The sequence below is a fragment of the Leadbetterella sp. DM7 genome (assembly GCF_040829825.2).
Taxonomy (GTDB): domain Bacteria; phylum Bacteroidota; class Bacteroidia; order Cytophagales; family Spirosomataceae; genus Leadbetterella.
The window spans coordinates 92,452-117,664 of sequence record NZ_JBFOLH020000011.1 but is presented as its reverse complement, the minus strand read 5'-3'; the positions used below and the strand labels follow the sequence as shown (position 1 = coordinate 117,664).

20 protein-coding genes are annotated in these 25,213 nt (G+C 49.1%); 14 read left to right on the top strand and 6 right to left on the bottom strand.

Annotation, left to right across the window (positions count from 1 at the left end; genetic code table 11):
- Nucleotides 1-66: 66 nt before the first annotated feature.
- From leuS to AB2U10_RS13190, 3 genes are all read right to left on the bottom strand, one after another.
- Nucleotides 67-2,877 carry a leucine--tRNA ligase gene (gene leuS, locus AB2U10_RS13200; protein ID WP_367915046.1) on the bottom strand — a complete coding sequence of 937 codons (2,811 nt, stop codon included), beginning with the start codon at nt 2,875-2,877 and terminating at the stop codon, nt 67-69.
- A 78-nt stretch (nt 2,878-2,955) separates the two neighbouring features.
- Complete coding sequence (locus AB2U10_RS13195) at nt 2,956-4,152, bottom strand: SGNH/GDSL hydrolase family protein (protein WP_367915045.1); 1,197 nt, start codon at nt 4,150-4,152, stop codon at nt 2,956-2,958.
- A 58-nt stretch (nt 4,153-4,210) separates the two neighbouring features.
- Nucleotides 4,211-5,905, bottom strand: coding sequence for an alpha-amylase family protein (locus AB2U10_RS13190; RefSeq protein WP_367915044.1), 1,695 nt, complete (start codon nt 5,903-5,905; stop codon nt 4,211-4,213).
- Between the two features lie 68 nt (nt 5,906-5,973).
- On the opposite strand from AB2U10_RS13190, the gene pgmB reads away from it, so the two are divergent.
- Nucleotides 5,974-6,615 carry a beta-phosphoglucomutase gene (gene pgmB, locus AB2U10_RS13185; protein WP_367915043.1) on the top strand — a complete coding sequence of 214 codons (642 nt, stop codon included), beginning with the start codon at nt 5,974-5,976 and terminating at the stop codon, nt 6,613-6,615.
- Between the two features lie 195 nt (nt 6,616-6,810).
- Complete coding sequence (locus tag AB2U10_RS13180; protein ID WP_367915042.1) at nt 6,811-9,060, top strand: family 65 glycosyl hydrolase domain-containing protein; 2,250 nt, start codon at nt 6,811-6,813, stop codon at nt 9,058-9,060.
- A 148-nt stretch (nt 9,061-9,208) separates the two neighbouring features.
- Here the strand turns inward: AB2U10_RS13180 and dinB (AB2U10_RS13175) are convergent, their stop codons facing one another.
- Nucleotides 9,209-10,291, bottom strand: coding sequence for a DNA polymerase IV (gene dinB / locus AB2U10_RS13175; RefSeq protein WP_367915041.1), 1,083 nt, complete (start codon nt 10,289-10,291; stop codon nt 9,209-9,211).
- A gap of 312 nt (nt 10,292-10,603) precedes the next feature.
- On the opposite strand from dinB (AB2U10_RS13175), the gene AB2U10_RS13170 reads away from it, so the two are divergent.
- Nucleotides 10,604-11,902: an ATP-binding protein gene (locus tag AB2U10_RS13170; protein ID WP_367915040.1), complete on the top strand. Its 1,299-nt coding sequence runs from the start codon at nt 10,604-10,606 to the stop codon at nt 11,900-11,902.
- Between the two features lie 22 nt (nt 11,903-11,924).
- Here the strand turns inward: AB2U10_RS13170 and AB2U10_RS13165 are convergent, their stop codons facing one another.
- Nucleotides 11,925-13,130 (bottom strand): MFS transporter, encoded by a 1,206-nt coding sequence (locus AB2U10_RS13165; protein WP_367915039.1) that lies wholly within the window; start codon nt 13,128-13,130, stop codon nt 11,925-11,927.
- Between the two features lie 135 nt (nt 13,131-13,265).
- Nucleotides 13,266-14,027, bottom strand: coding sequence for an XRE family transcriptional regulator (locus AB2U10_RS13160; RefSeq protein WP_367915038.1), 762 nt, complete (start codon nt 14,025-14,027; stop codon nt 13,266-13,268).
- Between the two features lie 204 nt (nt 14,028-14,231).
- Between AB2U10_RS13160 and dinB (AB2U10_RS13155) the strand changes: the two genes are divergently transcribed.
- The 11 genes from dinB (AB2U10_RS13155) (at nt 14,232) to AB2U10_RS13105 (ending at nt 25,155) form a co-directional block, all read left to right on the top strand.
- Nucleotides 14,232-15,395, top strand: a complete 1,164-nt coding sequence (dinB, locus tag AB2U10_RS13155) for a DNA polymerase IV (RefSeq protein ID WP_367915037.1) — start codon at nt 14,232-14,234, stop codon at nt 15,393-15,395.
- Nucleotides 15,385-18,393: a DNA polymerase III subunit alpha gene (locus AB2U10_RS13150; protein WP_367915036.1), complete on the top strand. Its 3,009-nt coding sequence runs from the start codon at nt 15,385-15,387 to the stop codon at nt 18,391-18,393. The genes dinB (AB2U10_RS13155) and AB2U10_RS13150 overlap by 11 nt, the downstream gene beginning before the upstream one ends.
- 77 nt (nt 18,394-18,470) lie before the next feature.
- On the top strand, nt 18,471-19,286 hold the full coding sequence (locus tag AB2U10_RS13145; protein ID WP_367915035.1) for a KilA-N domain-containing protein: 816 nt from the start codon (nt 18,471-18,473) through the stop codon (nt 19,284-19,286).
- Nucleotides 19,287-19,404: 118 nt separating this feature from the next.
- Nucleotides 19,405-20,331 (top strand): Dyp-type peroxidase, encoded by a 927-nt coding sequence (locus AB2U10_RS13140; RefSeq protein WP_367915034.1) that lies wholly within the window; start codon nt 19,405-19,407, stop codon nt 20,329-20,331.
- 1 nt (nt 20,332) lies between these two features.
- Nucleotides 20,333-20,881, top strand: coding sequence for a DUF488 domain-containing protein (locus tag AB2U10_RS13135; RefSeq protein WP_367915033.1), 549 nt, complete (start codon nt 20,333-20,335; stop codon nt 20,879-20,881).
- A 12-nt stretch (nt 20,882-20,893) separates the two neighbouring features.
- Entirely contained in the window at nt 20,894-21,115 is a 222-nt protein-coding gene (locus AB2U10_RS13130; RefSeq protein WP_367915032.1) for a hypervirulence associated TUDOR domain-containing protein, read from the top strand.
- Nucleotides 21,116-21,346: 231 nt separating this feature from the next.
- Complete coding sequence (gene abc-f, locus AB2U10_RS13125) at nt 21,347-22,951, top strand: ribosomal protection-like ABC-F family protein (RefSeq protein WP_367915031.1); 1,605 nt, start codon at nt 21,347-21,349, stop codon at nt 22,949-22,951.
- Nucleotides 22,948-23,496, top strand: a complete 549-nt coding sequence (locus tag AB2U10_RS13120; protein WP_367915030.1) for an OsmC family protein — start codon at nt 22,948-22,950, stop codon at nt 23,494-23,496. The genes abc-f and AB2U10_RS13120 overlap by 4 nt, the downstream gene beginning before the upstream one ends.
- Nucleotides 23,497-23,556: 60 nt before the next feature.
- Nucleotides 23,557-23,994 carry a carboxymuconolactone decarboxylase family protein gene (locus tag AB2U10_RS13115; protein WP_367915029.1) on the top strand — a complete coding sequence of 146 codons (438 nt, stop codon included), beginning with the start codon at nt 23,557-23,559 and terminating at the stop codon, nt 23,992-23,994.
- 65 nt (nt 23,995-24,059) lie between these two features.
- Complete coding sequence (locus AB2U10_RS13110) at nt 24,060-24,443, top strand: hypothetical protein (RefSeq protein WP_367915028.1); 384 nt, start codon at nt 24,060-24,062, stop codon at nt 24,441-24,443.
- A gap of 142 nt (nt 24,444-24,585) precedes the next feature.
- On the top strand, nt 24,586-25,155 hold the full coding sequence (locus AB2U10_RS13105; protein ID WP_367915027.1) for a Crp/Fnr family transcriptional regulator: 570 nt from the start codon (nt 24,586-24,588) through the stop codon (nt 25,153-25,155).
- The last annotated feature ends 58 nt before the right edge of the window (nt 25,156-25,213 follow it).

Sequence of the window (25,213 nt, the reverse complement as noted above, 5' to 3'; positions counted from 1 at the left end):
TGTTCCGCCTGTCAGTTCAAGCCAGCACGGCCCGGCTTGTCGGGAACCGGGAACCGGGTTACTCTGCTAAATTACAACATTTACAATGCGTTTGGGCACCACGATGATCTTTTTCAGCGGATTGCCTTCCATCCAGCGGATCACCTGCTCATTGGCCAGCACTTCTTTCTCGATCTCTTCTTTGGAGGCATCGGCCGGGAAAGTCAGGTTCACCCGCACTTTGCCGTTGATCTGAATGGGGTATTCAAACGCATCTTCTTTGAGGTATTCGGGGTTCCATTCCGGGTAAGCGGTCTGGGTAATGGAGCCCGTTTCTCCTATCAGCGACCAGAGCTCTTCGGTAATGTGAGGCGCATAAGCCGACATCACCACCAGCAGATCTTTCAGCACCGGTCTTGAATGACATTTCTGATCGGAGAGCTCATTGACACAGATCATAAACGAGCTTACCGAGGTATTGAACGAGAAGTGCTCAATATCTTCCGCCACTTTTTTGATGGTCTTGTGCAGCGTCTTCAGGCTGTCTTTTGAAGGCTCATCTTCTGTTACGATGTACCGTCCGTTCTGATCAAAGAACAGGCGCCATAATTTACGCAGGAAACGGCTGGTTCCTTCAATGCCTTTGGTATCCCAGGGCTTGCTTTCGGTCAGCGGGCCCAGGAACATTTCATACAACCGCAGCGTATCTGCGCCGTAACGGTCTACAAGGGTATCCGGGTTCACTACATTGAACTTGGATTTCGACATTTTTTCCACCTCTGACCCGCAGATATACTTCCCGTCTTCCAGGATAAACTGCGGATCCTCGCCGATGTCGTTCCGGGTAGCTTTGAACTTCTCTATATCCAGCACATCGCCGTCTACGATATTGACATCCACATGCAGCGGGGTTACGTCATAGTCTTTTCGCAATCCATAGGAAACAAAAGTAGCTTTATCCGTTCCCTTTACGCGGTATACAAAGCTCGACCGCCCCTGGATCATTCCCTGGTTGATCAGCTTTTTGGCAAACTCCTCTTCCTTCACAAAACCCAGGTCTTTGAGCACTTTATTCCAGAAACGGCTGTACAGCAGGTGACCGGTAGCATGCTCGGTACCGCCCAGGTACAGGTCAATGTCTTTCCAGTAATCCAGGGCTTCGGCAGAGGCAAAGGCCGCCCCGTTTTTCGGATCCATATAGCGATACCAGTACCAGCTGCTGCCTGCCCAGCCGGGCATAGTGCTCATTTCCAGCGGATAAGCGGCACTCTCCCCTTCGGGTGTATAGGTCCAGTCTTTGGCACGGCCCAATGGTGGCTCCCCGGTTTCCGTAGGCTGATATTTGTCAATTTCCGGCAGGATCAGCGGCAGGTCTTTGTCGGCTACCAGGTAAGGAATGGCCCTGCCGTCCGCGTTGGTTTTAAAATATACGGGTACGGGTTCTCCCCAGTAGCGCTGGCGGGCAAACACGGCATCGCGCAGGCGGTAGTTTACCTTTCCTTTCCCGATCTTGTTCTCTTCCAGCCAGGAGATCAGCTTTGCCGTAGCCTGCTTGTACTCCAGACCGTTAATTATTCCTGAATTGATGTATTTTCCTTCCTTGGTGGCGTCAGCCTGGTTTTCAATGTCCTGCTGCGCATCCAGGATCGGGATCACCGGTAACCCGAAATGCGTTGCAAAGTTCCAGTCGCGCTGGTCGCCTGAAGGCACTCCCATCACCGCACCGGTTCCGTAGCCGGCCAGCACGTAATCGGCTATCCAGATCGGCACCTGCTCACCGTTTACCGGGTTAATGCAATAGCTGCCCGTAAATGCTCCTGAAACGGTCTTTACATCGGCTACCCTATCCAGCTCCGAGCGTTTCTGCGTTTCCTCGATATACTGCTGAACCGCTGTCAGCTGATCCGGAGTGGTCAGCTCGGCCACCCACTCGTGCTCAGGTGCCAGCACCAGGAAGCTCACCCCGTAAATGGTGTCTACCCGCGTGGTAAAAACCTCTATTTCTTTTGTTGAATTTTCTACTTTAAAGCGCACGGAGGCGCCGGTCGACTTCCCGATCCAGTTGCGTTGCTGGTCTTTCAGAGATTCCGACCAGTCGATGGTATCCAGCCCGGAGATCAGCCGGTCGGCGTACGCCGTGATGCGCATCATCCACTGGCTCATTTTTTTCTGGATCACAGGATAGCCGCCCCTCTCCGATACGCCGTCTTTCACTTCGTCGTTTGAAAGCACCATACCCAATGCCGGGCAGAAATTCACCACTGAATCTGTCCGGTAAGTCAGCCGGTAATCCAGTGACACTTCGTATTTTTTCTCCTCCGTCCAGCTGTTCCATTCTCCGGCTGTAAACTCCGGCAGGTTATCTTCGGTTACGGCATTCACGGCCGCTGTTCCGCCCTGAGCGAGGCGCTCATAAAGGGTCCGGATGTCTTCTGCCTTATCGGTATCTTTATTGTACCAGCTGTTAAAAATCCGGCTGAAGATCCACTGGGTCCATTTGTAATAACCGGGATCGGAGGTACGCACTTCTCTTGACCAGTCGTAAGAGAAGCCAATGTTTTTCAGCTGGGAAATATAGGTTCTGATGTTCTGCGCGGTGGTCACGGCCGGGTGCTGCCCGGTCTGGATGGCGTATTGCTCCGCAGGCAGGCCAAACGAGTCAAAGCCCATGGGATGCAGCACGTTGTATCCTTTCAACCGTTTGTAGCGGCTGAAGATGTCAGAGGCGATGTATCCCAGCGGGTGACCCACATGCAGCCCTGCCCCTGAAGGGTAAGGAAACATGTCGAGCACATAGTATTTGGGCCTGGAAGGATCAATGTCTACTTTATAGACCTGGTTTTCTTCCCAGTATTTTTGCCATTTTTTCTCGATTTCCCGGTGATTATATTCCGCCATTTTGCCTGATTAATTCTAAAAATGCTGCAAAATTAAGGGAAATCCGGCGTGAAAGCTAATAAAAATAAGCCGGTAAGATCATTTTATAACTTCGCGGTACTTCGCCCAGAGCGCATCGGCCGCTTTTTCATGGCCTTTTGCGTTCATGTGGTCATCAAAGTAGAAATAATCTTCATAATTCAGCACCCGGCCCAGGTTGACAAAATAGATATCCTTCACATCAAGCTGTCGCCCAAATCTTTCAAACCGCTGAATCATTCCCGGGTCGGTGTAAAAGCTACCGGTATAGGTCAGGATGACCGGTACGTCGCTTATTTCCCTGATTTCTGTCAGGATAGAATAAAATTCCGACAAGAAAGCCGGGTATTCCTCCTGGTTTCCCTTTAAGGCCGCTTCTGTGGCATCCGGGGCTTTCATACCCGCCACGGCATTGAGCAATGCCGTTTTTACGTATTTGAACGGAAACCAGGAAGCGTATTTTTTATTATCGGCCACCTGGGCATCAAAATCTGCCTGTGTACGCGAGCCCAACCGGTTATTTTTAATGTAAAAGTTGTTTTCTTCGAGGTCGGTATCATGAAACTGGATAATAATGGCCTTCAGGGAGTCAGTCTGTGTGCGCGCCAGCATGCGCATTTCGCGGGCTGTTCCGTACGATGAAACACCGGTACTCAGGCATTTCAATCCTGATTTTTTCTCAAAAACGGCCGGGAAACACTGATCCTGCTCCACTCCCCAGCCCATGGTGAAGGAATCGCCCAGGAAAATCACGCGGGGGTGCTCCAGGCTGGCAGCATCGTCACGTACGCCCAATGCATTCACGTTATACAAGGTATTGAATTCAAACGACCTGAAGCGTGATTGACCGGGCCGCAGCGTATAAAACAATTCCTTGTCGTACTGTGCCGTTTCTTCCTGGAACTGGACCATGGAACGGTTATCCAGGGCCACTCTCTTGAAATGACCCAACCAGCCGGTGAGCTTGGCTTTATCAGGCAGAAAACCCGCCCCGAAATTCAGCACCACCACATAGGTCAGCTCCCAGGCTACAAAAAGCAGGATAAACACCCACCATTTCAGGTTAAAGCTTTTGGCCAGAAGGTAGCCCAGCAACAGCATGAAAACCCCTAACCCGTAAGGCTGGATCCAATTCTGCAAGAGGGCGGTTACGCCGGGGCGGTTGGGAATGAAAAACAGGTCTGCCCGGAAAACAAATATAACCACGCCTAAAAGAGCCAGAACTGCTCCCACCAGGTATTTTTGTGACTTTGTCATTTTATTTACGTATTCATTCCTCAGGTTCAGGCCGTCGGAAATTTTATTTCTATCCTTCTTATTTTACTTCAATTTCCCATATCCTGAACCCGTTGGGCGGTACGGTGATATCGAGCTGAATGCCTGCCTCTGTTTTTATCTCCATTTTTTCTGCAGGCTCAAAAAGAGGCCTGAACTTCATCCGGATCCGCCCCTCTTTAAATACCTCCCGGGGCAGCTGCAGGTTAAACCTTTTTTCGTTTACGAGGTCAAAGTTAAAAACAAACAGCAAACATTGCTTCCGGGAGAAACGCAGGTAAGAATAGATCAGGCGCTCATCGTATCCCCGGCTTTTTCCGGCGCCGTTCAGGTACTGCAGGTCATGAAACTCACCGGCATACACGGCTTCATTTTTCTGTATAAAATGGAGTAGCCGTTCGTAATAATTCCGTACAGCCGCCGTCTTCTCATCCAGGGCATCGTTTGTGTATTTGCCCAGCCAGGATTGTACCTCGGGCAAGCCCCAGAAGTCGAAAATGGTGGTGCGGCCGTCGTCTCCCTGGAAGCCCTCAGCCCTGTCGGGCTTCACACCAAACTCCTGCCCTGCGTAAATCATAACCGGCCCCGAATGCAGTGTGGCCGACAGCATCATAGCGGCATAGGCCGACTCCGGCGTTTTTCCGAATTCGTCAGAGGCGATCCGCTGCTCGTCGTGATTTTCCAGGAAACGGAGCATCCTGCGGGAGAACTGGCCCGATTCTTTTTGCCATACACGGGTGATATCCATGACATTGCCGTGGCCTTCCACCAGGCGCCGCAGGGCATCGTATAAGCCTACTTTGTCATAGAGGTAATCAAAGTTCCCGAAATCCAGGTAATTGCGGTATTCGGCCGGGTTGTAAATCTCTGCGATAAAGATCACCTCCGGGTGCCGGGCCTTAACCTTCGGGATCACCCAATGCCAGAATTCCACGGGTACCATTTCAGCCATATCACAACGGAAGCCGTCAACGCCTTTGCCCGACCAGAAAAGCAGGATATCCAGCATCTGGTTCCAGGTGGCCGGCACCGGATCAAAATATTTTTTCCGGCCGTTCCGGTAATCTACCCCGTAATTCAGCTTTACGGTTTCAAACCAGTCGTTAATGCTGGGTGCTTCCGAAAAAACATCGTTACCGGTAGCTTTGGCCGGATACTCGGTGTATGGCTGATCAAACGCCACCGGCGGGTTCACGCCATCAGGAACGGTAAAATGCTTTCCGGGAATGTAGTAGAAGTTATTGGAAGGGCTGAAAGCCGTGGCGATATCGTCTTTTTCACCAAAATCAGTTACACCGGCGGGCTTAACGTCTGATGTATACTGGCGGGCCACATGGTTAGGCACAAAATCAATAAGCGCCTTCAGCCCGGCTTTATGTGTCCGATGAACCAGTGTCTCAAATTCGGCCATGCGCTGGCTGACATCCTGCGCCAGGTAAGGGTTTACATCGTAATAATCTTTAATGGCATAGGGTGAGCCGGCAATTCCCTTTACCACCTGGGGGTGGTCTTTGGCGATACCGTAAGCCGAAAAATCAGTCATGGTAGCGTGCTCTATCACCCCGGTATACCAGATATGGGTCACACCCAGCTTCCTGAATGCCTTCAGGGCAGCGGCATTTATATCCCCGAATTTACCCGTCCCGTTTTCTGAAAGGGTGCCATAAAATTTATTGGTAGTATTTTTATTTCCGAATACACGTAAGAAAACCTGATATACCGAAATTTTATCCATATTTACTAAAAAAGCGACTTCAGAAATCGCCGGTATTATGTTACTTTCGCAAAAATAACTAAAAATTTATGGCAAGGCATGCTTTTCTTTTTGATCTCGACGGTGTATTGGTAGATACGGCGGTGTTTCATTACCAGGCCTGGCGCAGGCTCACACAGGAGCTGGGCTTTGACATTGATGAAGCATTCAACGAAACCCTGAAAGGAATCAGCCGGATGGATTCACTGGAAAGAATCCTGGAGCACGGTAAGGTAACCTTAACACAGAAGGAAAAAGAGGCGTATGCCCGGCGAAAAAACGACTGGTACCTGGAACTGGTCAACCGGATGACCCCGGCTGACGTGCTTCCGGGCGTGGAAGACTTCCTGAAGGCGGCAAAACACGGGGGCATCCAGATAGCCCTGGGCTCGGCCAGTAAAAATGCACCGGTTATTTTGGAAAAAACAGGAATCCTGTCCTATTTTGATGCCGTTATTGACGGCAATCATGTGTCTAAAAGCAAGCCTGATCCCGAGGTATTTCTCAAAGGAGCTGAAGCTTTAGGGGTTTCCAATGCGGAATGCGTGGTTTTCGAAGATGCATACGCAGGCATACAGGCCGCCAAGGCAGCAGGAATGTATGCGGTGGGCATCGGTGAGGCCGGCGTATTGAATAATGCCGACGTGGTAGTGCCCGGTTTTGAGGGGGTTACACCGGAGCAATTCACATAAACCCACACTTACATGCGGCTGGAGAGCTTTAACCTGGGTTTGTTACTGAATTTTAATGAAAGTCTGCTGAAATACGGACTGAAACGTCTCATTTTATAGTCAATGGAGTCCCATTAAACACAAAATAGCAAAGCGGCACTTCATAAATATCTATCCCATCGTATCTTTCGGGTAAGTTTGAGAAAATATATCTGAATGAAAAACTATCTGAAATACGACGAGTGGAAGATCTGGGAAGACCGCTTCCATGCCGAATACAACGAAGTAACCGAAAGCATCATGAGCCTTGGCAACGGGAAGTTCGGGGTGCGTGGAAATTTTGAAGAAAGATTCACAGGCCATACCCTGCAGGGCAGCTATGTGGCGGGTGTGTGGTTTCCCGACAAAACGCGGGTGGGCTGGTGGAAAAACGGGTATCCCGATTATTTCGCCAAAGTGATCAACTCCGTGAACTGGATCGGCGTAGACGTGGAAGTGAACGGCGAGACCGTTGACCTGGCCAGGGCCGTCATCCTGGAGTTCCACCGGGAAATTAACCTGGAAACCGGCACCCTGATGCGCTATTGCACCCTGGAGCTGGCCGATGGAAAACAGGTCCGTATTCATACCCAACGTTTTTGCAGCATCAGCAACGATCACATCGGGCAGGTAGATTTTGAGGTCAGGGCGCTTAACTTTTCCGGCAAGATAGCGCTGGTATCGTACCTCGACGGCGATGTAAAAAACAAAGACAGCAACCACGACGAACGTTTCTGGCTGGAAGTTGCTAAAACAACAGCCGGCCACAGCGCCACCCTGCAGGTCAGAACCAGGCCCAATCCTTTCGGAGTGCCTCAGTTCGACGTGGCCGTGGCCATGCAAAACCAGGTGAGCCTGATCCGGTCATCGGAAAACGGCAGCACTTTCCATTCCTCAGAAATAAGCCCCTCAGAAATTTTGAAAGAAAAATATACGGGCTTAAAATACGAAAAGGAAGTAGTACAAAATGAAGGTCTAAGCCTCCGGAAAACGGTTGCTATCCTTAATTCAAATTCAAACGATTATGCCGCCGATGAGCTGCCGGATGCCGCCCGGAAGCAGGCAGAAGCAGCGTCACAGAATCATCATTTGCTGCATGAGCACCGCAATGCCTGGGAAAAAGCCTGGGAAAACTGCGATATCGTGATTGAAGGCGACATTTCGGCCCAGATCGGTATCCGTTTCAACATTTTCCACCTGCTGCAAACGTATAACGGCACCGACTCGCGGCTTAACATCGGCCCGAAAGGATTCACCGGTGAAAAATACGGCGGCGTGACCTATTGGGATACCGAAGCGTATTGTATTCCCTTCTACCTGGCATCCAGCGATTTCTCAGTAGCCCGTAACCTGTTGGTTTACCGCTACAATCACTTGTCCAAGGCCATTGAAAATGCAAAGAAACTAGGATTTAAAGACGGTGCTGCGCTCTACCCCATGGTGACCATGAACGGCGAAGAGTGCCATAACGAGTGGGAGATCACCTTTGAAGAGATTCACCGGAACGGCGCCATTGCCTACGCCATTTACGACTACATCAATTATACCGGCGATGAAGCTTACCTGGCCGGATACGGGCTGGAAGTGCTGATCGGCATTTCCCGTTTCTGGGCGCAGCGGGTGAACTGGTCGGCAGACAAACAGCGGTACGTGATGCTGGGTGTAACCGGGCCAAACGAATACGAAAACAACGTAAACAACAACTGGTATACCAGCTACATTGCCGTATGGACCCTGAAATACACCCTGGAGGCCTTCGGGAAGGTCAATAACCTGCCGGCGATCCTGGAGAAAACCGGCTTTAAAAAGGAAGAGGAGACCGCCCGCTGGAAAGACATCATTGAAAAGATGTATTTCCCGTACGACCCCTCCCGGGATGTGTTCCTGCAGCAGGACGGCTTCCTCGACAAGGAGCTGCTTACTGTGGATCAGCTCGCCGAGCGCCCCATTAACCAGAAATGGTCGTGGGACCGAATCTTACGCTCCTGTTTTATCAAACAGGCCGACGTTTTACAGGGGCTTTACTTCTTTGAAGACGATTTTGATGAAGATACCCACCGCCGGAATTTTGATTTCTACGAGCCGATGACCGTACACGAATCATCGCTCTCGCCCTGCGTGCACTCTATCCTGGCCTGTAAGCTGGGCAAAACGGAGAAAGCCTACGAGATGTACCTCCGCACCTCCCGGCTTGACCTTGACGATTACAATAACGACACGGAAGACGGCCTGCACATTACCTCCATGGCCGGTACCTGGCTGTCGGTGGTCAAAGGTTTTGCAGGCATCCGTGTCCGGAACACCGAGCTGGAGATCAACCCGCACCTGCCCGGGCAGTGGAAATCGCTGACCTTCCGGATGGGTACAAAGTCAGGTCTGAAAGAGATCTATATTGACCATGAAGGGTACCGGGTGAGGGAAATTTAAAGGACTTCCCTTCGACAGGCCGGGGACACCGGGTCAGGGTGGCATCCCGACTACGCTCGCTGTGACAGGTAGTAACCGCTCCTGTCAGTTTGAGCGTAGTCGGGAACCACTCCTGCCCCCTTGCGGAAGGGCTTGTACATTCTACTATTTAGTTCCCCTCATCTTCAAACCTCAGCTCCATTTGCCCGAACTGAGGCTTGTCATTGTTATTCAGATTAGACAGGCCAATCCCCAGCAGACGTACCGGCCGCGAAGGGTCAAAGCTCTGCTTAAAGAGTTCGAGGGCAAGGCCCTTAAAGCTATCGTAATCTTTGATATAAGCAGCAGAAGACCTGCTCCTGTTCATAATGGAGAAATCATGAAACTTTACCTTTAATGTAACCGTACGGCCAAAAATCTGTTTCTTCTCCACCCATTCCCATACCTTCTGTGCCAGGATCAGCAGCTGGCTTTCCTGTTCTTCAAAATCGGCCGTGTCTTTGGCAAACGTGTCTTCCACGCTTACCGATTTCCGGACAGAGGAGGCATCTACCGGGCGGTTGTCTTCCCCGTGAGCTACCCGGAAATAGTATGTTCCGGCTTTACCGAAATGGGTGGTCAGCCATTCCAGGGGCTGTTGCTTTAAATCAGCGCCATTATACACACCAAACTGCCGCATTTTTTCAGCCGTCACCTTCCCGATGCCGTGAAAACGTTCTATGGGCAGGGCATCAATGATCCGGGGGGCTTTCTTTGGGGTAATTACGCAGAGTCCGTCAGGCTTGTTAAGATCAGAAGCAATTTTGGCCAGGAATTTATTGAATGAGACCCCGGCCGAGGCCGTTAAGCCTGTTGTTTCAAAGATTTTCACTTTGATTTCCCGGGCTATATCGGTGGCATACTGCATATTTTTGAGGTTCTCGGTCACATCCAGGTAAGCTTCATCCAAAGACAGGGGTTCGATAAGGGGGGTATATTCCCGGAATATGCCGCGGATCTGGTCAGAAACCTCTTTGTACACCCCGAAACGGGGCCTGACCACGATCAGATCCGGGCATTTCTGTTTTGCCATCCAGGTAGGCATGGCAGAGCGCACTCCAAACTTCCGTGCTTCGTAGCTGGCGGTAGTAAGCACCCCCCGGCCGGAAAGCCCACCCACGCCCACGGGCTTTCCTCTCAACTCCGGGAAATCCCGCTGCTCCACCGATGCATAAAACGCATCCATGTCGATATGAATGATTTTTCTGTCCACACCTGAAATGCTTCACAAGCAAAGATACCCATTTTGCAGGGGCAACGCTTTATAAACAGGCCTGTTTTATTATCTCTGGCAACAGAGATCCTATGTGATGAATATAAGTAAGCTACACAGCAGTATGCAGGAGTTGTGACGCACCAACTACTCATTCATTTTTTTCATGTGGCTGATAAAACGCCGGATTGGATATGCACTAAAGCCTGAAAAAGTGTATTTACAACAACTTATAATGTCAAAAAAAGTGTTATTATTTTATTTTTAATGTCAAAAAAAGTGTATTTTTACATCAATTTTATGTTGTAAAAAATGTATAGAAATAAAATAAATGAGCTGATTAAATGGAAGTTATATCCAAAAAGGAAGCCACTTGTTATTTTGGGTGCAAGACAAACGGGTAAAACCTGGTTATTACAAGAGTTTGGAAGAGAGAAATACAAGCAAACAGTGTATATTAATTTTGAACGGGCAACCGCTTTAAAAGATATTTTTTTACCCGATTTAGATGTAAAACGATTAATTACCGCCTTTGAACTCTACTCCAACCTTAAAATTTCTGCTAATGATACACTTATCATACTGGATGAAATACAGACAGCACCCAAAGGTATCACTTCACTAAAATATTTTTACGAAGACGCCCCCGAATATCACATTGTGGCTGCGGGTTCTCTGCTAGGGCTGAATCTGCATCCTGAAGAGTCTTTTCCCGTGGGAAAAGTTTCCTTTTTAGAATTACAACCGATGTCGTTTTACGAGTTCTTGCTGGCTGTGGAAGAAGAGGGATTAGCACGTATTTTAGATGAAAAAATGTGGGACATGCTGCCTGCCTTTTCTGAAAAATTCAAAGAGTATCTCCGGTATTATTTTTATGTAGGAGGAATGCCCGAAGTAGTACTTCATTTTTCACAGCATCGCGACTGGAAAAAGGTGCGTGAATTGCAGAACGATATCCTTAAAACCTATCAAAATGATTTTTCCAAACACGCTCCACAAGCCATTATTCCCCGTATCAATATGGTTTGGGAAAGTATTCCTGCCCAGTTGGCAAAAGAAAACAAGAAGTTCATTTATGGAATAATAAGAGAAGGTTCGAGGGCAAAAGACTTTGAACTGGCTATCCAATGGCTAACCGATACGGGCCTGCTGCATAAAATACACGCTGTTTCAAAACCCGCTTTGCCACTCACTGCCTATCAGGATTTATCCACATTCAAAATCTATCACAACGACATCGGCCTGCTGGGTGCAATGGCAAAACTGACAGCCAGAACCATCATTGAGGGCGATACTATTTTTACCGAATTTAAAGGAGCCTTGACAGAGCAATATGTTTTTCAGCAACTGAAGCTAAACAGTGATTTGTCTGTTTACTATTTTCCTTTTGAAAACAGTAAAAACGAAGTGGATTTTGTGGTTCAGAACGAGCAGGACGAAATCATTCCGATAGAAGTAAAAGCAGGCGAAAATCTAAGAGCCAAAAGTTTTAAATTTTTTTGTGAAAAATATCATCCCAAAACCGCTATCCGAACCTCACTTTCCGATTATAGAAAAGAAAGTTGGATGACGAATGTTCCCTTGTATGTTGTTGACAGGTTTTTGAGCTAATACCTTCAGTCCTAATCAAAAATCAATGATTCCCTGCCCGCCTCCGTCTCATCAGAAAATAAAACCCGGTGGCCGTCACTACCGTAATTACGCCCGTTGCCCACCAGAGGGTTTCAAATCCCCAGTGCTCAATGGTATAGGTGCCGGCATAGGGTGAGAAGATATGCGAGACGGAAAAAGCCAGGGAGTACATTCCCATATACGCCCCGCGGTTCGAATCGTTGGAGCTTTGAACAAAAACGGTAGACATATACGGCATGGCCAGTATTTCTGAAACACATAAGATGGTGATCGAAAGATAGAGCATCCAATGGCTGTAGCTCAGGTTTAAAACCACGAACGCCAGTCCGCAAAACAGGGTTCCTCCTATAATAATATCCGCTATGGACAGGAGCTTGCCGGCAATCTGTACAATGAGCATTTCAAACAATACGATAAACAACCCGCTGTATCCCAGGATGATTCCGATCTGAAATTCCGACAAATGATGTCCTTCTTTATAAAACAGCGGGAGCGTACTCATCAACTGGAAAAAACAAACGGCGTACAAAGCGCATAAAATCATAAAAGCCACCATCCTGAGATTCCGGTACGGCGATTCTACCTCGCCGGCCAGCTTTTTCTGCTCGTGCGTTACCCGGGGCATACGGCTTCTGAAATAATATACAAACAGGCAGCTGGCCAGGAAGGCGCCTATCGCATTTCCGTAAAACAGCCAGTCGTACGAAATCCCGGCCAGGAAACCACCCAATGCAGGCCCGACAGAGAAGCCCAGGTTAACGGCCATCCGGTTCAATGAAAAGGCTTTGGTAATATTTTCTTTCGGGGTATAGTACGACAGGGCCACCGAGTTGGCCGGGCGGAACGTATCGGCGATAGCGCTCAGCATAAAAACTCCTATTGAAACACTGAAAACCGTTTTCAGCCCGGGTAATATCAAAAACACCGGAACCGTTAAGAAGAAGCTGTAAACCTGTGTCTGGTAAAAGCCTATTTTATCGGTCAAGACACCACCCACGTACGAGCCAACCACCGCACCGACGCCGAAGCAGCTCAGTACCAGGCCCGTTTCTTTCAGGGAAAAACCCAGCGACTGGGTCATGTACACGCCCAGGAACGGCACCACCATGGCCGATATACGGTTGATCAGGATCACCAGGGCCAGCATCCAGACCTCTTTCGACAGCCCCCGGAAGGAGTTTATATAGTACAAAAACGGGTTTTTCATTAGTATAAATTAGTTCCGAGTAGAGAGTTCCGAGTAGAGAGTTCTGAGTTCTGAGCCTGTCCCGTAGGGACATCACTAAATTAGCCCCTGGACGCAGCCCGGGGCTTAGTTCCGGGTATTCCATTGTTAATTCTTTCATCCATATTTAAGGTGCATGATCTCCCGGCGCAGATCGGTAAACATTTCCCGGATCGTCTGCGGCCGGAGGTCATCGGGTTCCGGTTCGGTAGTGGCAATACTGCAGGCAAATTCCCATACCTCCAGCAGGTCGGCCAGATCCACCTCATAGGGTGCGTAAAACGGGTTATCGGAATACAACAGCAGGGAATACCGTTTCTTTTTGCCCAGTCGTTTATAGCTGATGCCTTCGTTCCGGGTAATAAAAACATAGGTACGGCCTTCTTTTAAATCCTCCCGGCATTCCACATACTTCCCAATGATAAAAGAGCCTTCGCTGTGCGGCGGCATGGAGTCGCCCGTAGCCGGAAACGCCCGGTACTTGGCATGGGACAGGAAAGGCAGGGAGATATGCTGAAGGCTTTCGATGTATTCCGGGTCGCTGTAGCCCGCCAGGTAGCCCATTTGCGCTTTGTGCGGAATGATCTCTATTTTATTTTTGCCTTCGGCATCTACGGCCACCGGCAGCAGGATACGGTTGTCCGGCAGTTGCTGCAGCTCACGGATCGGCACCCGCCGGATATCTACCGACACGAGCAGGTCGATGCTCACATGAAAATAGCGCGAAATTTTCACCAGAAGCTCAATGGGTGGCTCCGACATGCCGTCCTCGTATTTGGCATACCGGCCACGGGTGATCACCAGCTGATCGGCCACGGCCTGCTGCGACAGGCCCATCCGGGCCCGCAGATAACGCATATTATCAGAGAGTAACGACATTGCTACAATTTGTAGCAACAAATATACAAACTTCTGATATAAAATATATCATTTTTGATAAAAATTTGAAATGGTTTATTAATGGACAATGGGATACCCGGAACTAAGCCCCGGACTACGTCCAGGGGCTAATTTAGTGATGTCCCTACGGGACAGGCTCAGAACTCAGAACTCTCTACTCGGAACTCTCTACTCGGAACTAATATGGACCGCGCTATTGTACATATGGATTTGGATACATTTTTTGTATCGTGTGAGCGGCGGGACAACGATACCCTGAAGGGAATCCCCGTTATTATTGGCGGTGGTGACCGCGGTGTGGTAGCTTCCTGCTCTTATGAAGCCCGGTACTTCGGGGTACACTCCGCCATGCCCATGAAGCTGGCCCTGCGGCTATGCCCCGATGCCAGGGTTATCCGGGGAGACATGGAGAAATATTCTGAATTATCCCGGGAGGTCACACAACTTTTGGAAGAAAAAGCCCCGGTAGTGGAAAAAGCCAGCATAGATGAGCATTATCTTGATATCAGCGGGATAGACCGTTTTTTCGGGGCTTATAAATGGACACAGGAGCTGATGGATAGTGTGAGCAAAAAAACAAGATTACCCATCAGTTACGCCTTATCGGTGAACAAGACCGTGGCCAAGATCGGTACGGGGGAAGCCAAACCGGCCGGAAAAATACAGATCCCGCAGGAACAGATAAAACCTTTCCTGAATCCACTTTCCATTAAAAAGATACCCATGCTGGGAGATGTTACCTTCCGGCTCCTTTCCCGCATAGGCATACGCCATATCCATACACTCGCCGACATGCCCGTAGAAGTGCTGCAGCAGATGATCGGCAAAAACGGCACGGAACTCTGGAAAAAAGCCAACGGAATCGACAACTCGCCCGTTGAGCCCTATGGTGAACGGAAGTCGCTTTCTACGGAAAACACGTTTGGCAACGACACCATTGATCTCCGTATGCTGCGCTCAGTGATCAGCGGGATGGTGGAAAAGCTGGCCTACCAGCTCCGGCGGGAAGGCTGGCTTACCTCTACCGTCACCGTCAAGATCCGGTACGCCAACTTCGACACCGAAACGCGGCAGATCCGGGTGCCCTATACCTCGGCCGACCACCCGCTGACCCAATGCGCCCTCGATCTTTTTGAAAAGCTGTACAGCCGGCGGATGCGGTTGCGGCTGGTGGGCGTCCGGTTTTCCGGGCTGGTCAGGGGGAACCTGCAGATCCGGTTGTTTGAAGACACCGAAGAGATGATCTCCCTCTACCAGGCCATGGATCGGATCAAAAACCGCTTCGGCACATCGGCGGTGGGCCGGGCCGAAGGATTTCATTTTCATTCCCGCGAATATGTATCTTAACTGTCATTCCTACCATAGCCTCCGCTACGGCACCATTCCCCTGGAAGGGCTGGTGGAGCAGGCCGCCCTCTGCGGGGTAAAGGCCCTGGCATTGACCGACATCAACACGGTTACCGGCATCTATGATTTTATCCGGGCCTGTGAAAAGGCAGAAATCAAGCCGGTTCCAGGCGTAGAGATCCGGAAAGATAACCGCCTGCTTTACATTACCCTGGCCCGGCACCGGGAGGGCATAGGCGAAATATGCCGGCTCCTGACCGCTCATAACTGCGACGGGGCCGAACTGCCGGAAACCGCCCCGGAGTTTAAGGAGCTGATCGTGATCTATCCCATAGAGAACCTGCCCGGCCAGCTGCGGGAAAACGAATACCCGGGTATCCGGCCCGAACAGCTGAATATGCTCATCCGGCCCGAATTAAAGCCTTTCCGCGACAAAATGGTCGTTCTTTCACCCGTTACTTTCCGCACCAAAACAGAATATAACCTCCACCGCATCCTCCGGGCCATGGGCCGGAACCTGGTGCTGTCGAAGCTGCCGGCAGACGACACCTGCCTGACCTCCGAATACATGAGGCCGGAAGAAGAGCTGCTCGCCCTGTACAAAGACTTCCCTGCCCTGATTGAAAATACCCGGGGTATCCTGGATGAATGCGACTTCATATTCGACTTCGGAATCCCGAAAAACAAAAAATACTTCACCCAAAGCAAAGAGGAAGACCTGGAATTGCTGAGCCGGCTGGCCTATGAAGGGCTGCAGCGGCGTTACGGCAGCGGGCACACCGAAGCCCGTCAACGGGTAGAGAAAGAGCTGCGTGTCATTGACCGGCTGAACTTCTGCAGCTACTTCCTGATCACCTGGGATATCGTACAATACAGTAACCGGATGGGCTTTATGCACATCGGGCGGGGCAGCGGAGCCAACAGCATTGTGAGCTACTGCCTGGGCATCACCGACATCTGCCCGCTGGAGCTTGACCTCTACTTTGAACGCTTCCTGAACCTGAACCGGAAGGCCCCGCCCGATTTTGATATCGACTGGAGCTGGCGGGAACGGGATGTTATCCTTCGTTATATTTTTGACAAATACGGGAAAGAGCACGTGGCCTTTTGCGGCACCAATGTGGAGTTCAAATACCGGTCAATTGTGCGGGAAGTGGGCAAAGTATTCGGCCTGCCCAAAGAAGAGCTGGATACCCTCACCGGTACGCCCAGGGAAACCCATGATCAAAACTCTGTGGTAAAGCTGGTGCACAAATACGGTATGCTTCTGGAAAAATACCCCAACCAGCGAAGCATGCACGCCTGCGGCGTATTTATTTCCGAGGAACCCCTTACCTGCTACACGGCGCTGGAAATGCCACCCAAGGGCTTCCCCATTGTGCAGCTGGATATGAACATTGCCGAAGAAATAGGGTTGGAGAAATACGATATCCTGAGCCAGCGGGGCATAGGCCATCTTAACGATGCCGTGCGACTGATCCGGCAAAACCGGGGGATCACCGTAGACATCCGCGACACCTCGCTCTCCAAAAACCAGGCGCTCCTCAATACCTACCTGGCAGAGGGCAAAACCATGGGCTGCTTTTATATTGAATCGCCGGCCATGCGCGGGCTGCTCCGCCGCCTGAAGTGCGATAACTACAAAACCCTGGTGGCGGCATCGTCCATCATCCGGCCCGGAGTGGCCCAGAGCGGCATGATGCGGGAATACATCTTCCGCCACAACTACCCCGACCGGTTCACCTATCCACACGAGGTTTTCCGGGAGCACCTGGGCGAAACCTACGGCATCATGGTGTACCAGGAAGACGTGATCAAGATAGCCCTGTATTACGGCGGGCTGGCGGAAGCTGACGGCGACATCCTGCGGCGGGCCATGAGCGGAAAAGGACGGGCAATCTCCACGCTGAAAACCGTGAAGGAAAACTTCCTGGCTTCCTGCGCCGCCCAGGGCCACCCGGAAGACCTCAGCCGGGAAGTGTACCGCCAGATCGAGTCGTTTGCCGGTTTTTCTTTCTGTAAAGCCCACTCCGCCTCGTATGCCGTGGAAAGCTACCAGAGCCTGTACCTGAAAGTCCATTACCCGGTAGAGTTTATGACTGCCGTGATCAACAACCAGGGCGGCTTTTACCGGACCGAAGTGTACGTGCATGAGGCCCGCCGCTCCGGCGCCAGCATAGAAAACCCCTGCGTAAACCAAAGCGAATACGAAACCACCGTGTACGGAACCGCCATCTACCTGGGCTTCATGCACCTGCAGGGGCTGGAAACGACCATCGCACAGCAGCTGGTAGAGGAACGTCTGCAAAACGGCCCTTACACCTCCCTCGAAGACTTTGTACGCCGTATTCCCGCCGGCCTGGAAGCCCTCCAGATCCTGATATTCATCGGCGCCTTCCGCTTTACCGGCAAAACCAAAAACGAGCTGCTGGTAGCCGCCCGGCTCTTACTGGTCAATTTCAAACCCGCCGACCGCGGGCTCATGCTGCTGCAGGAGCCGCCCCGGGAGTACAAGCTTCCCCAGCTGGAGCGGTCGTTTTTTGAAGACGCCTTTGACGAGATCGAGCTGCTGGGCTTCCCGGTCTCCTGCGCCCCCTTTGACCTCCTGCAAACCCGCTACCGCGGCAGCGTCATGGTCAGAAATCTCCCGGATTATCACAAAAGGGAAGTAAAAATGATGGCCTATCTTATTGCCCAGAAACACGTATACACCCGCCAGGGCACTATGTATTTCGGCACCTGGACAGACGCTGAAGGGGAATATTTTGACACGGCGCATTTCGCCGACAGCCTGAAAAAATACCCTTTCCAGGGAAACGGGTGCTACCTGCTCTTAGGAACCGTAGAAGTCGACTTCGGCGTCCCCTCTATCACCGTCACCAAAATGGCCCGTATGCCCTACATCCAGGATCCGCGGTATGTACATGATAAGCATAGGGATTTGGGGCCGCATCCGCGGTTTGGCGGAAGAACGGAAGGGGTGCGGAAGCGGGATTAAACTAACCTTTTATATTTCACCAGGTAAACACCGGACATCCGTTTCTTTTTGTAAATTTACTTTTCATCAGAAAACCTATGGCAAAGAACACAACAATACAGGTAGAAGGGAGAGAAATCACCATAATCTTCGACAAACAACAGGAGTATATCTCGTTAACCGATATTCTCAAAGCCAAAGATGGGGATTTCTTCATTTCCGACTGGCTTCGTAACCGCAACACAGTAGAATATCTTGGCATTTGGGAAAGTATATACAATCCAAATTTTAATTATGGCGAATTTGCCACAATTAAAAGCCAGGCAGGCTTAAACAGCTACAAATTAAGCGTAAAAGACTGGGTTGAAAAAACCAATGCTATGGGGTTGAAAGCCACTGCAGGTAGATATGGAGGGACCTATGCTCATCCGGATATCGCTTTTGAATTTGGTATGTGGATTAGTCCGCAATTTAAAATATACCTCATCAAAGAGTTTCAACGCTTAAAAGATGAAGAAAACCACCGGTTAAAATCCGACTGGAACTTACAGCGCACATTAGCCAAAGTAAACTATCATATCCACACAGATGCCATTAAAGAAAACCTGATACCACAGGAGATCACTAAACAGCAAGCCGGTTTTGTCTACGCCAATGAAGCAGACTTACTGAATGTTGCTCTTTTTGGCATTACAGCCAGAGAATGGAGAGATAACAACCTAAATAAAGACGGAAACATCAGAGATCATGCCACCTTAGAACAGTTAGTGGTATTGAGCAATATGGAAAGTATAAATGCATTACTTATCCGGCAGGGGTTGACACAAAGCGAACGACTGATTCAACTCAATAAAGTTGCCATTACTCAAATGAAATCTTTGCTTGAAAGTAACCTTGCGAAAAAACTAAAATAAGCGCTTTAATCCTAAATGGAATATTCTTATCTCATTCTTATAAAAATATTGACCCCCACCATAGCTTACCCATTAAAGTACTTTTATTATCTTTAACTATCAAAAAAGCTGAAATTATATGCCGGATACCGATTCTCAAAACGTATTGGATTACCCGAACACCAACACCATTTTTATGGTTTGGATTTTCAGGGAAAACGATGCCATAAAACCCGTTTTTGAGCGAATATGTGCCTTAATGAGTAATCTTAACAACTCAGCCCGGGTGCGTACCGTAACCTCAAGGGCAAGCGTGGTGATGGGGATCAGTTACAGCGCCTGGAAAAAGCTGGATCTGCCTGAACCACTTCCTAAAGAATTAACGGACTTCTCTCCTATTGCCGGGCCGAAACATACGGCTGTTGCCACACCCGGTGACCTGCATTTTCATATCCGGGCAGACGACAAAAGCTATTGCATTGATATGGCAGCAGCTATTTCCGAAACATTATCGGGGGTGGCCGTTTGCACGGAAGAAGTGCACGGGTTCAGGTATTGGGACGGAAGGAGCATTCTGGGCTTTGTAGACGGTACCGAAAATCCCAACGGCAAAGACAGGGCGTTTTTTGGTATCATCGGAGATGAAGACAAAAAATACGAAGGCGGCAGCTACCTCTTTGTGCAAAAATACATTCACGACCTGGTGGCCTGGAGAGCTTTGCCCGTTACCGAACAGGAAAAAGTTTTTGGCAGGAGCAAAGCAAACGACATTGAGATGCCCGATGATGTAAAGCCGTCGAACTCTCACTCTGCTCTGGCAAATGTAGGTGACGACAAAAAGATAGTACGTGACAATATGCCGTTTGGCAGCATGGCAAGCAATGAAATGGGCACTTATTTCATTGCTTATGCAAGCACCTTCAGTACAGTTAAAGAAATGCTTACAAAGATGTTTAAAGGACAGCCTGAAGGCAATTACGACAGAATCCTGGACTTCAGCACCGCCAGAACAGGCACCTTGTTTTTTGTACCGACCTTTGAAATGCTGGATAGCTTTGGAGGATAAAATGGAACTTCAGGACAAACATACCGTTTATACCATAGGGCATTCTACCCACAGTATGGAGGAGTTTCTCCTGATGCTCCGGTCTTTCAGCATCGGCATGTTGGCAGACATCAGGCGATTTCCCGGCTCAGCGAAGTACCCCCAGTTTAACAAAGAACCCCTTCAAAACGCCTTGCAGGCCGCCGGAATCGGATATGTGCACCTGGAAGGGCTGGGCGGCAGAAGAAAAGCCCGAAAGAACTCGAAGAACGACCGGTGGCGGAACAGCTCTTTCCGGGGGTATGCAGATTATATGGAAACGGCAGATTTTAAACAAGCTGTTGAAAACCTGGAAAATATTGCCCGGACCCAACCTACCGCCTACATGTGTTCGGAAGCCGTCTGGTGGCGCTGCCACCGCTCTATGGTATCTGATTACCTTAAAGCAAAAGGCTGGACCGTACTGCACATTATGGCAACGGGTAAGGCGGAAGAACACACCTATACTTCACCCGCAAGAATAGTGGGCGACCGTGTTTTCTATTCTGATGAAAATTTGTTCAATCTATAATATACTATCCGTATGGCAGCAAAGTTTAAAATCGGCGATAAAGTGAGCTGGAATTCTGAAGCCGGAAGGGTTTCGGGCATCATCATCAAAATACATACCCAGGACTTTGATTACAAAGGCTATACTCACCATGCTACAGAAGAAGAACCCCAATACGAGATCAGGAGCAGCAAGTCAGACCATATTGCTGCCCACAAAGGCTCGGCGTTAACCCATGAAACATCAGCCGGATGAAATAATAAAACCGGGTTAAATAAAGAGCAATGACGAAAATTGATGCTTATTTTTGCAAAAAACCGGCATCCGGCTCTATTTACTTTGCAGGTAAATACAAAAAACTTTAGCAGCATTGTATATTTGCAGAAACCAGATACGTAAAATATGTGATAAATAATTTCTTTCAGACCCATCAAAGCCACAGCCCCGCGCGGTTGCGGCATGGTTTAACGTTTAAAGAAAGAAATTATGCTTACTATCCGGAATTTATCCTATATACACCCCAATAAAGATTTACTGTTCAGTGACCTCTACCTGACCGTTAATCATCACGACAAAATAGCGCTAACCGGCAATAATGGCGTGGGAAAATCTACTTTGCTAAAAATTATAGCAAAAGAATTGCCGCCTTCCGACGGGCAGATCCACCTCGATGCTGCCCCCTACTCTATTCCCCAGATTTTCGGGCAGTTCGACCACCTCACCATAGCACAGGCCTTACAGATAGAAGACAAGCTAAACGCTATGCGGGAAATTCTGAACGGGAAAACAAGTGAAGAAAATTTTACCCTGCTCAATGACGACTGGACCATTGAAGAGCGCTGCGCCGAAGCACTGCGTCATTGGCATTTATCGGATCTGAACCTGTCGCAAAAAATGGGAACGTTAAGCGGCGGACAAAAAACAAAAGTTTTTCTTGCCGGCATTTCCATTCATGAGCCCGCGCTGGTGCTGCTGGATGAGCCCAGCAACCACCTCGACAGCCCGGGCAGGCAGCTTTTGTATGATTTTATTCAATCTGCCAAATGCACGTTAATTGTTGTAAGCCACGACAGGAAGTTACTGAACCTTCTCGATCCCGTTTGTGAATTGAGCCGGAACGGGATTAAAGTTTACGGAGGCAATTACGATTTTTACAGAGAGCAAAAGCAGGCAGAGACCGACGCCCTCAACCAGGATATACACAGCAGGGAAAAAGCGTTGAAGAAGGCCCGGGAAAAGGAACGGGAAACCCTGGAGCGTCAGCAAAAATCAGACAGCCGGGGGAAAGGAAAGCAGGAACGGTCGGGTGTTGCCCGCATCATGATGAACACGTTACGGAACAAGGCAGAAAACAGCACCGCAAAGCTGAAAAGTGTTCATACCGAAAAAATCGGGAATATCCGGCAGGAGCTCCATGAATTACGTTCTTCCCTCCCGGAAACCGACCAAATGAAAGTCGGGTTTGATCCTTCCGCGCTTCACCGGGGGAAAATTCTTTTCAGGGCGGACAACCTTAATTTCGGCTATGCCAATCAAACCGGTTTATGGGCTGAAAACTTAAATTTCCAGATAGTAAGCGGAGAACGGATAGCCATCAAAGGACCTAACGGTTCAGGCAAAACTACTTTGATCCACCTGATCCTGGGAAATCTCATACCCCGGACCGGAACGGCCTTCGTAGCAGAAAATAAATCTATCTACATAGACCAGGACTATTCCCTGATCAACAACCGGCTTACCATTTACCAGCAGGCGCAGCAGTTTAATACTTCTTCGCTGAAGGAACATGAAATAAAAATCAGGCTGAACCGGTTTTTATTTACAAAAGAAGACTGGGACAAACCCTGTGCTGCTCTAAGCGGAGGAGAAAGGATGCGTTTGATGCTGTGCTGCCTGAGCATCAGCAACCAGTCGCCGGATATTATTATATTTGACGAGCCTACCAACAACCTGGATATTCAGAATATAGAGATACTGACCAATGCCATCAACGACTACCAGGGCACATTGCTGGTCATATCTCACGACGAGACATTCCTGGAGCAAATACGGGTGGAGCGAACCATTTTACTACAACCTCAAAACCAATGACAAAGCAACACCACTACCGGGCCACGGTTCAATGGACGGGGAATAACGGACGGGGAACAAGCGATTACCGTTCGTATGAGCGCAGTCACATCATCCGGGTCGATGGCAAGCAGGATATAGCGGGCTCTTCAGACCCGGCATTTCGCGGCGACAAAAGCAGGTACAACCCCGAAGAGCTCTTATTGTCTTCCTTATCTGCCTGCCACCTGCTCTGGTACCTGCATCTGTGCAGTGAGGCGGGGGTTATTGTCACGGCCTATACAGATCAGGCAACGGGAACGATGGCCGAAACCGAAAATGGCGGCGGGCATTTCACGGAAGTTACGCTGCATCCTGCAGTAACGGTTGAAGAACCGTCTATGGCAGACAAGGCCCGTGAATTACATAAAAAAGCCCGTGAGCTCTGCTTTATTGCCAATTCAGTGAATTTCCCTGTATATCATCAGCCAACCGTTGATGTCAGGCAAAAAAACTCTGATCAGGCACAGTCTCCCGGCCGGGTAGGTCACGGGCTGAATGTACAGGAAACAAAACGCAAATATTGATTACATTTGTACAGGCAGAATGAAAACTGCACTGCATAAAGGGTCATCAACAACAATACAATGGAAAACAGGATAGATATTCAAAAACTCGAACCCGGTGCATACAAGGCGATGTATGCATTAGAAGACTTCCTGCGGAATTCCCGCCTGTCAAAAACACATTTGGAACTGATTAAGATACGGGCTTCGCAGATCAACGGCTGCGCTTTTTGCCTCAATATGCATACTTCAGATGCATTAAAACAAGGCGAAACCATGCAACGTATCTTCCTGCTTAACGCCTGGAAAGAAACAGAGCTGTTTACCGAAGAAGAAAAAGTTATTTTAGCCATAACGGAAGAAGTCACTCTAATCAGCCAGAACGGGTTAAGCGATAAAACCTACCGTGAAGCTGTAAAACTGCTTGATGAAAATTATATTGCACAGGCCATAATGGCAGTAGTTACTATAAATGCGTGGAACAGGATGGCAATAAGCACAAAAAAACCGATAGGCTAATCCGTGTGCTTTTCATGGATTGTTCAAGGTATGGCAAGTGATATTAACCCGTATAACAACAAACAATGCAGGACATCATCAAAAAATTCAGGTTCAAAGGCAGTGGCGTTATCCTGAACGCCCCTGCTGACCTGGAAGCTGAATTCAAAAAAACAGGCTTCAGAACATCGTTTGATGCAACCCAAAAGAGTAGCAATACCCTCGTGTTTATTAACAGCCAAAAAGACTACCTGGCATTTTTAAATAACGGACTGGCCCAAATAGAGCCCGATAGTGTTTTGTGGTTTGCTTACCCGAAAGGCACTTCAAAAATCAAGACCGATATCAACAGGGATACCCTTCGGGTAACAGGAGAAGAATTCGGTATTACGACCGTTACGGCCATTTCTATCAACGACACGTGGAGCGCATTGCGTTTCAGGCCCATTGAGAAAGTCGGAAAAAAATGAAACAACTCTGTCTTTTCGTTCTGATCCTGTTTATCTCAAATTTAGCGGGATGCAAAGAAAAACACACCCGTTCGGACAGTTATACCTACACGGTTCCTCCCCATCTCTCAGAGAGGACCACAGAATTAAGACCGGAAACGTTATGATCGCAAAGTTCCTAAAGCAGGTTTTCGACCCCTTCCACGTGCTGGATATAGGCGTATGGGAGAATTTCGGGAAGCTCGGAGAAATAAAGCAATTCCCGAAAGAAACCGTACTGAAAGCAGCAGACACCACCGAAAAGTATTTTAATATCCTTATGGAAGGAAGCGGTGGCTGCCTGATCTGGAAAAAGAATAACTTTGTCTGTATCGATATGGCATTTGAGAGCGACTTTTTATTTGATTTCATGTCATTTACCCTGCAACGGCCCACGCCTGTTGAAGTCAGGCTTTTTGATGACTCCACGGTTTTCCGCATCCCGCACCACGTTTTCCGGCAGACATTCAACCCGGGAAATCACGGAGAAAAAATGGCAAGGCTGGTAGCCGAATCCTCGTTTATCACGAAGCAGCAGCAGCAAATTGACCTGCTTACAAAAACGGCAAAGGAAAGGTACCTGGAGCTCATGGGAACCAAAAAGGGAATTGAACATACACAACTCAAGTATTTAGCTTCTTACCTGGGCATTACCCCGCAAAGCCTGAGCAGGATCAGGGCGGAAAAAATCTGAGACTTACCAAATGGTAAGCGACGACGTATCACAGGCATTTATTTTTGCACCATTAATA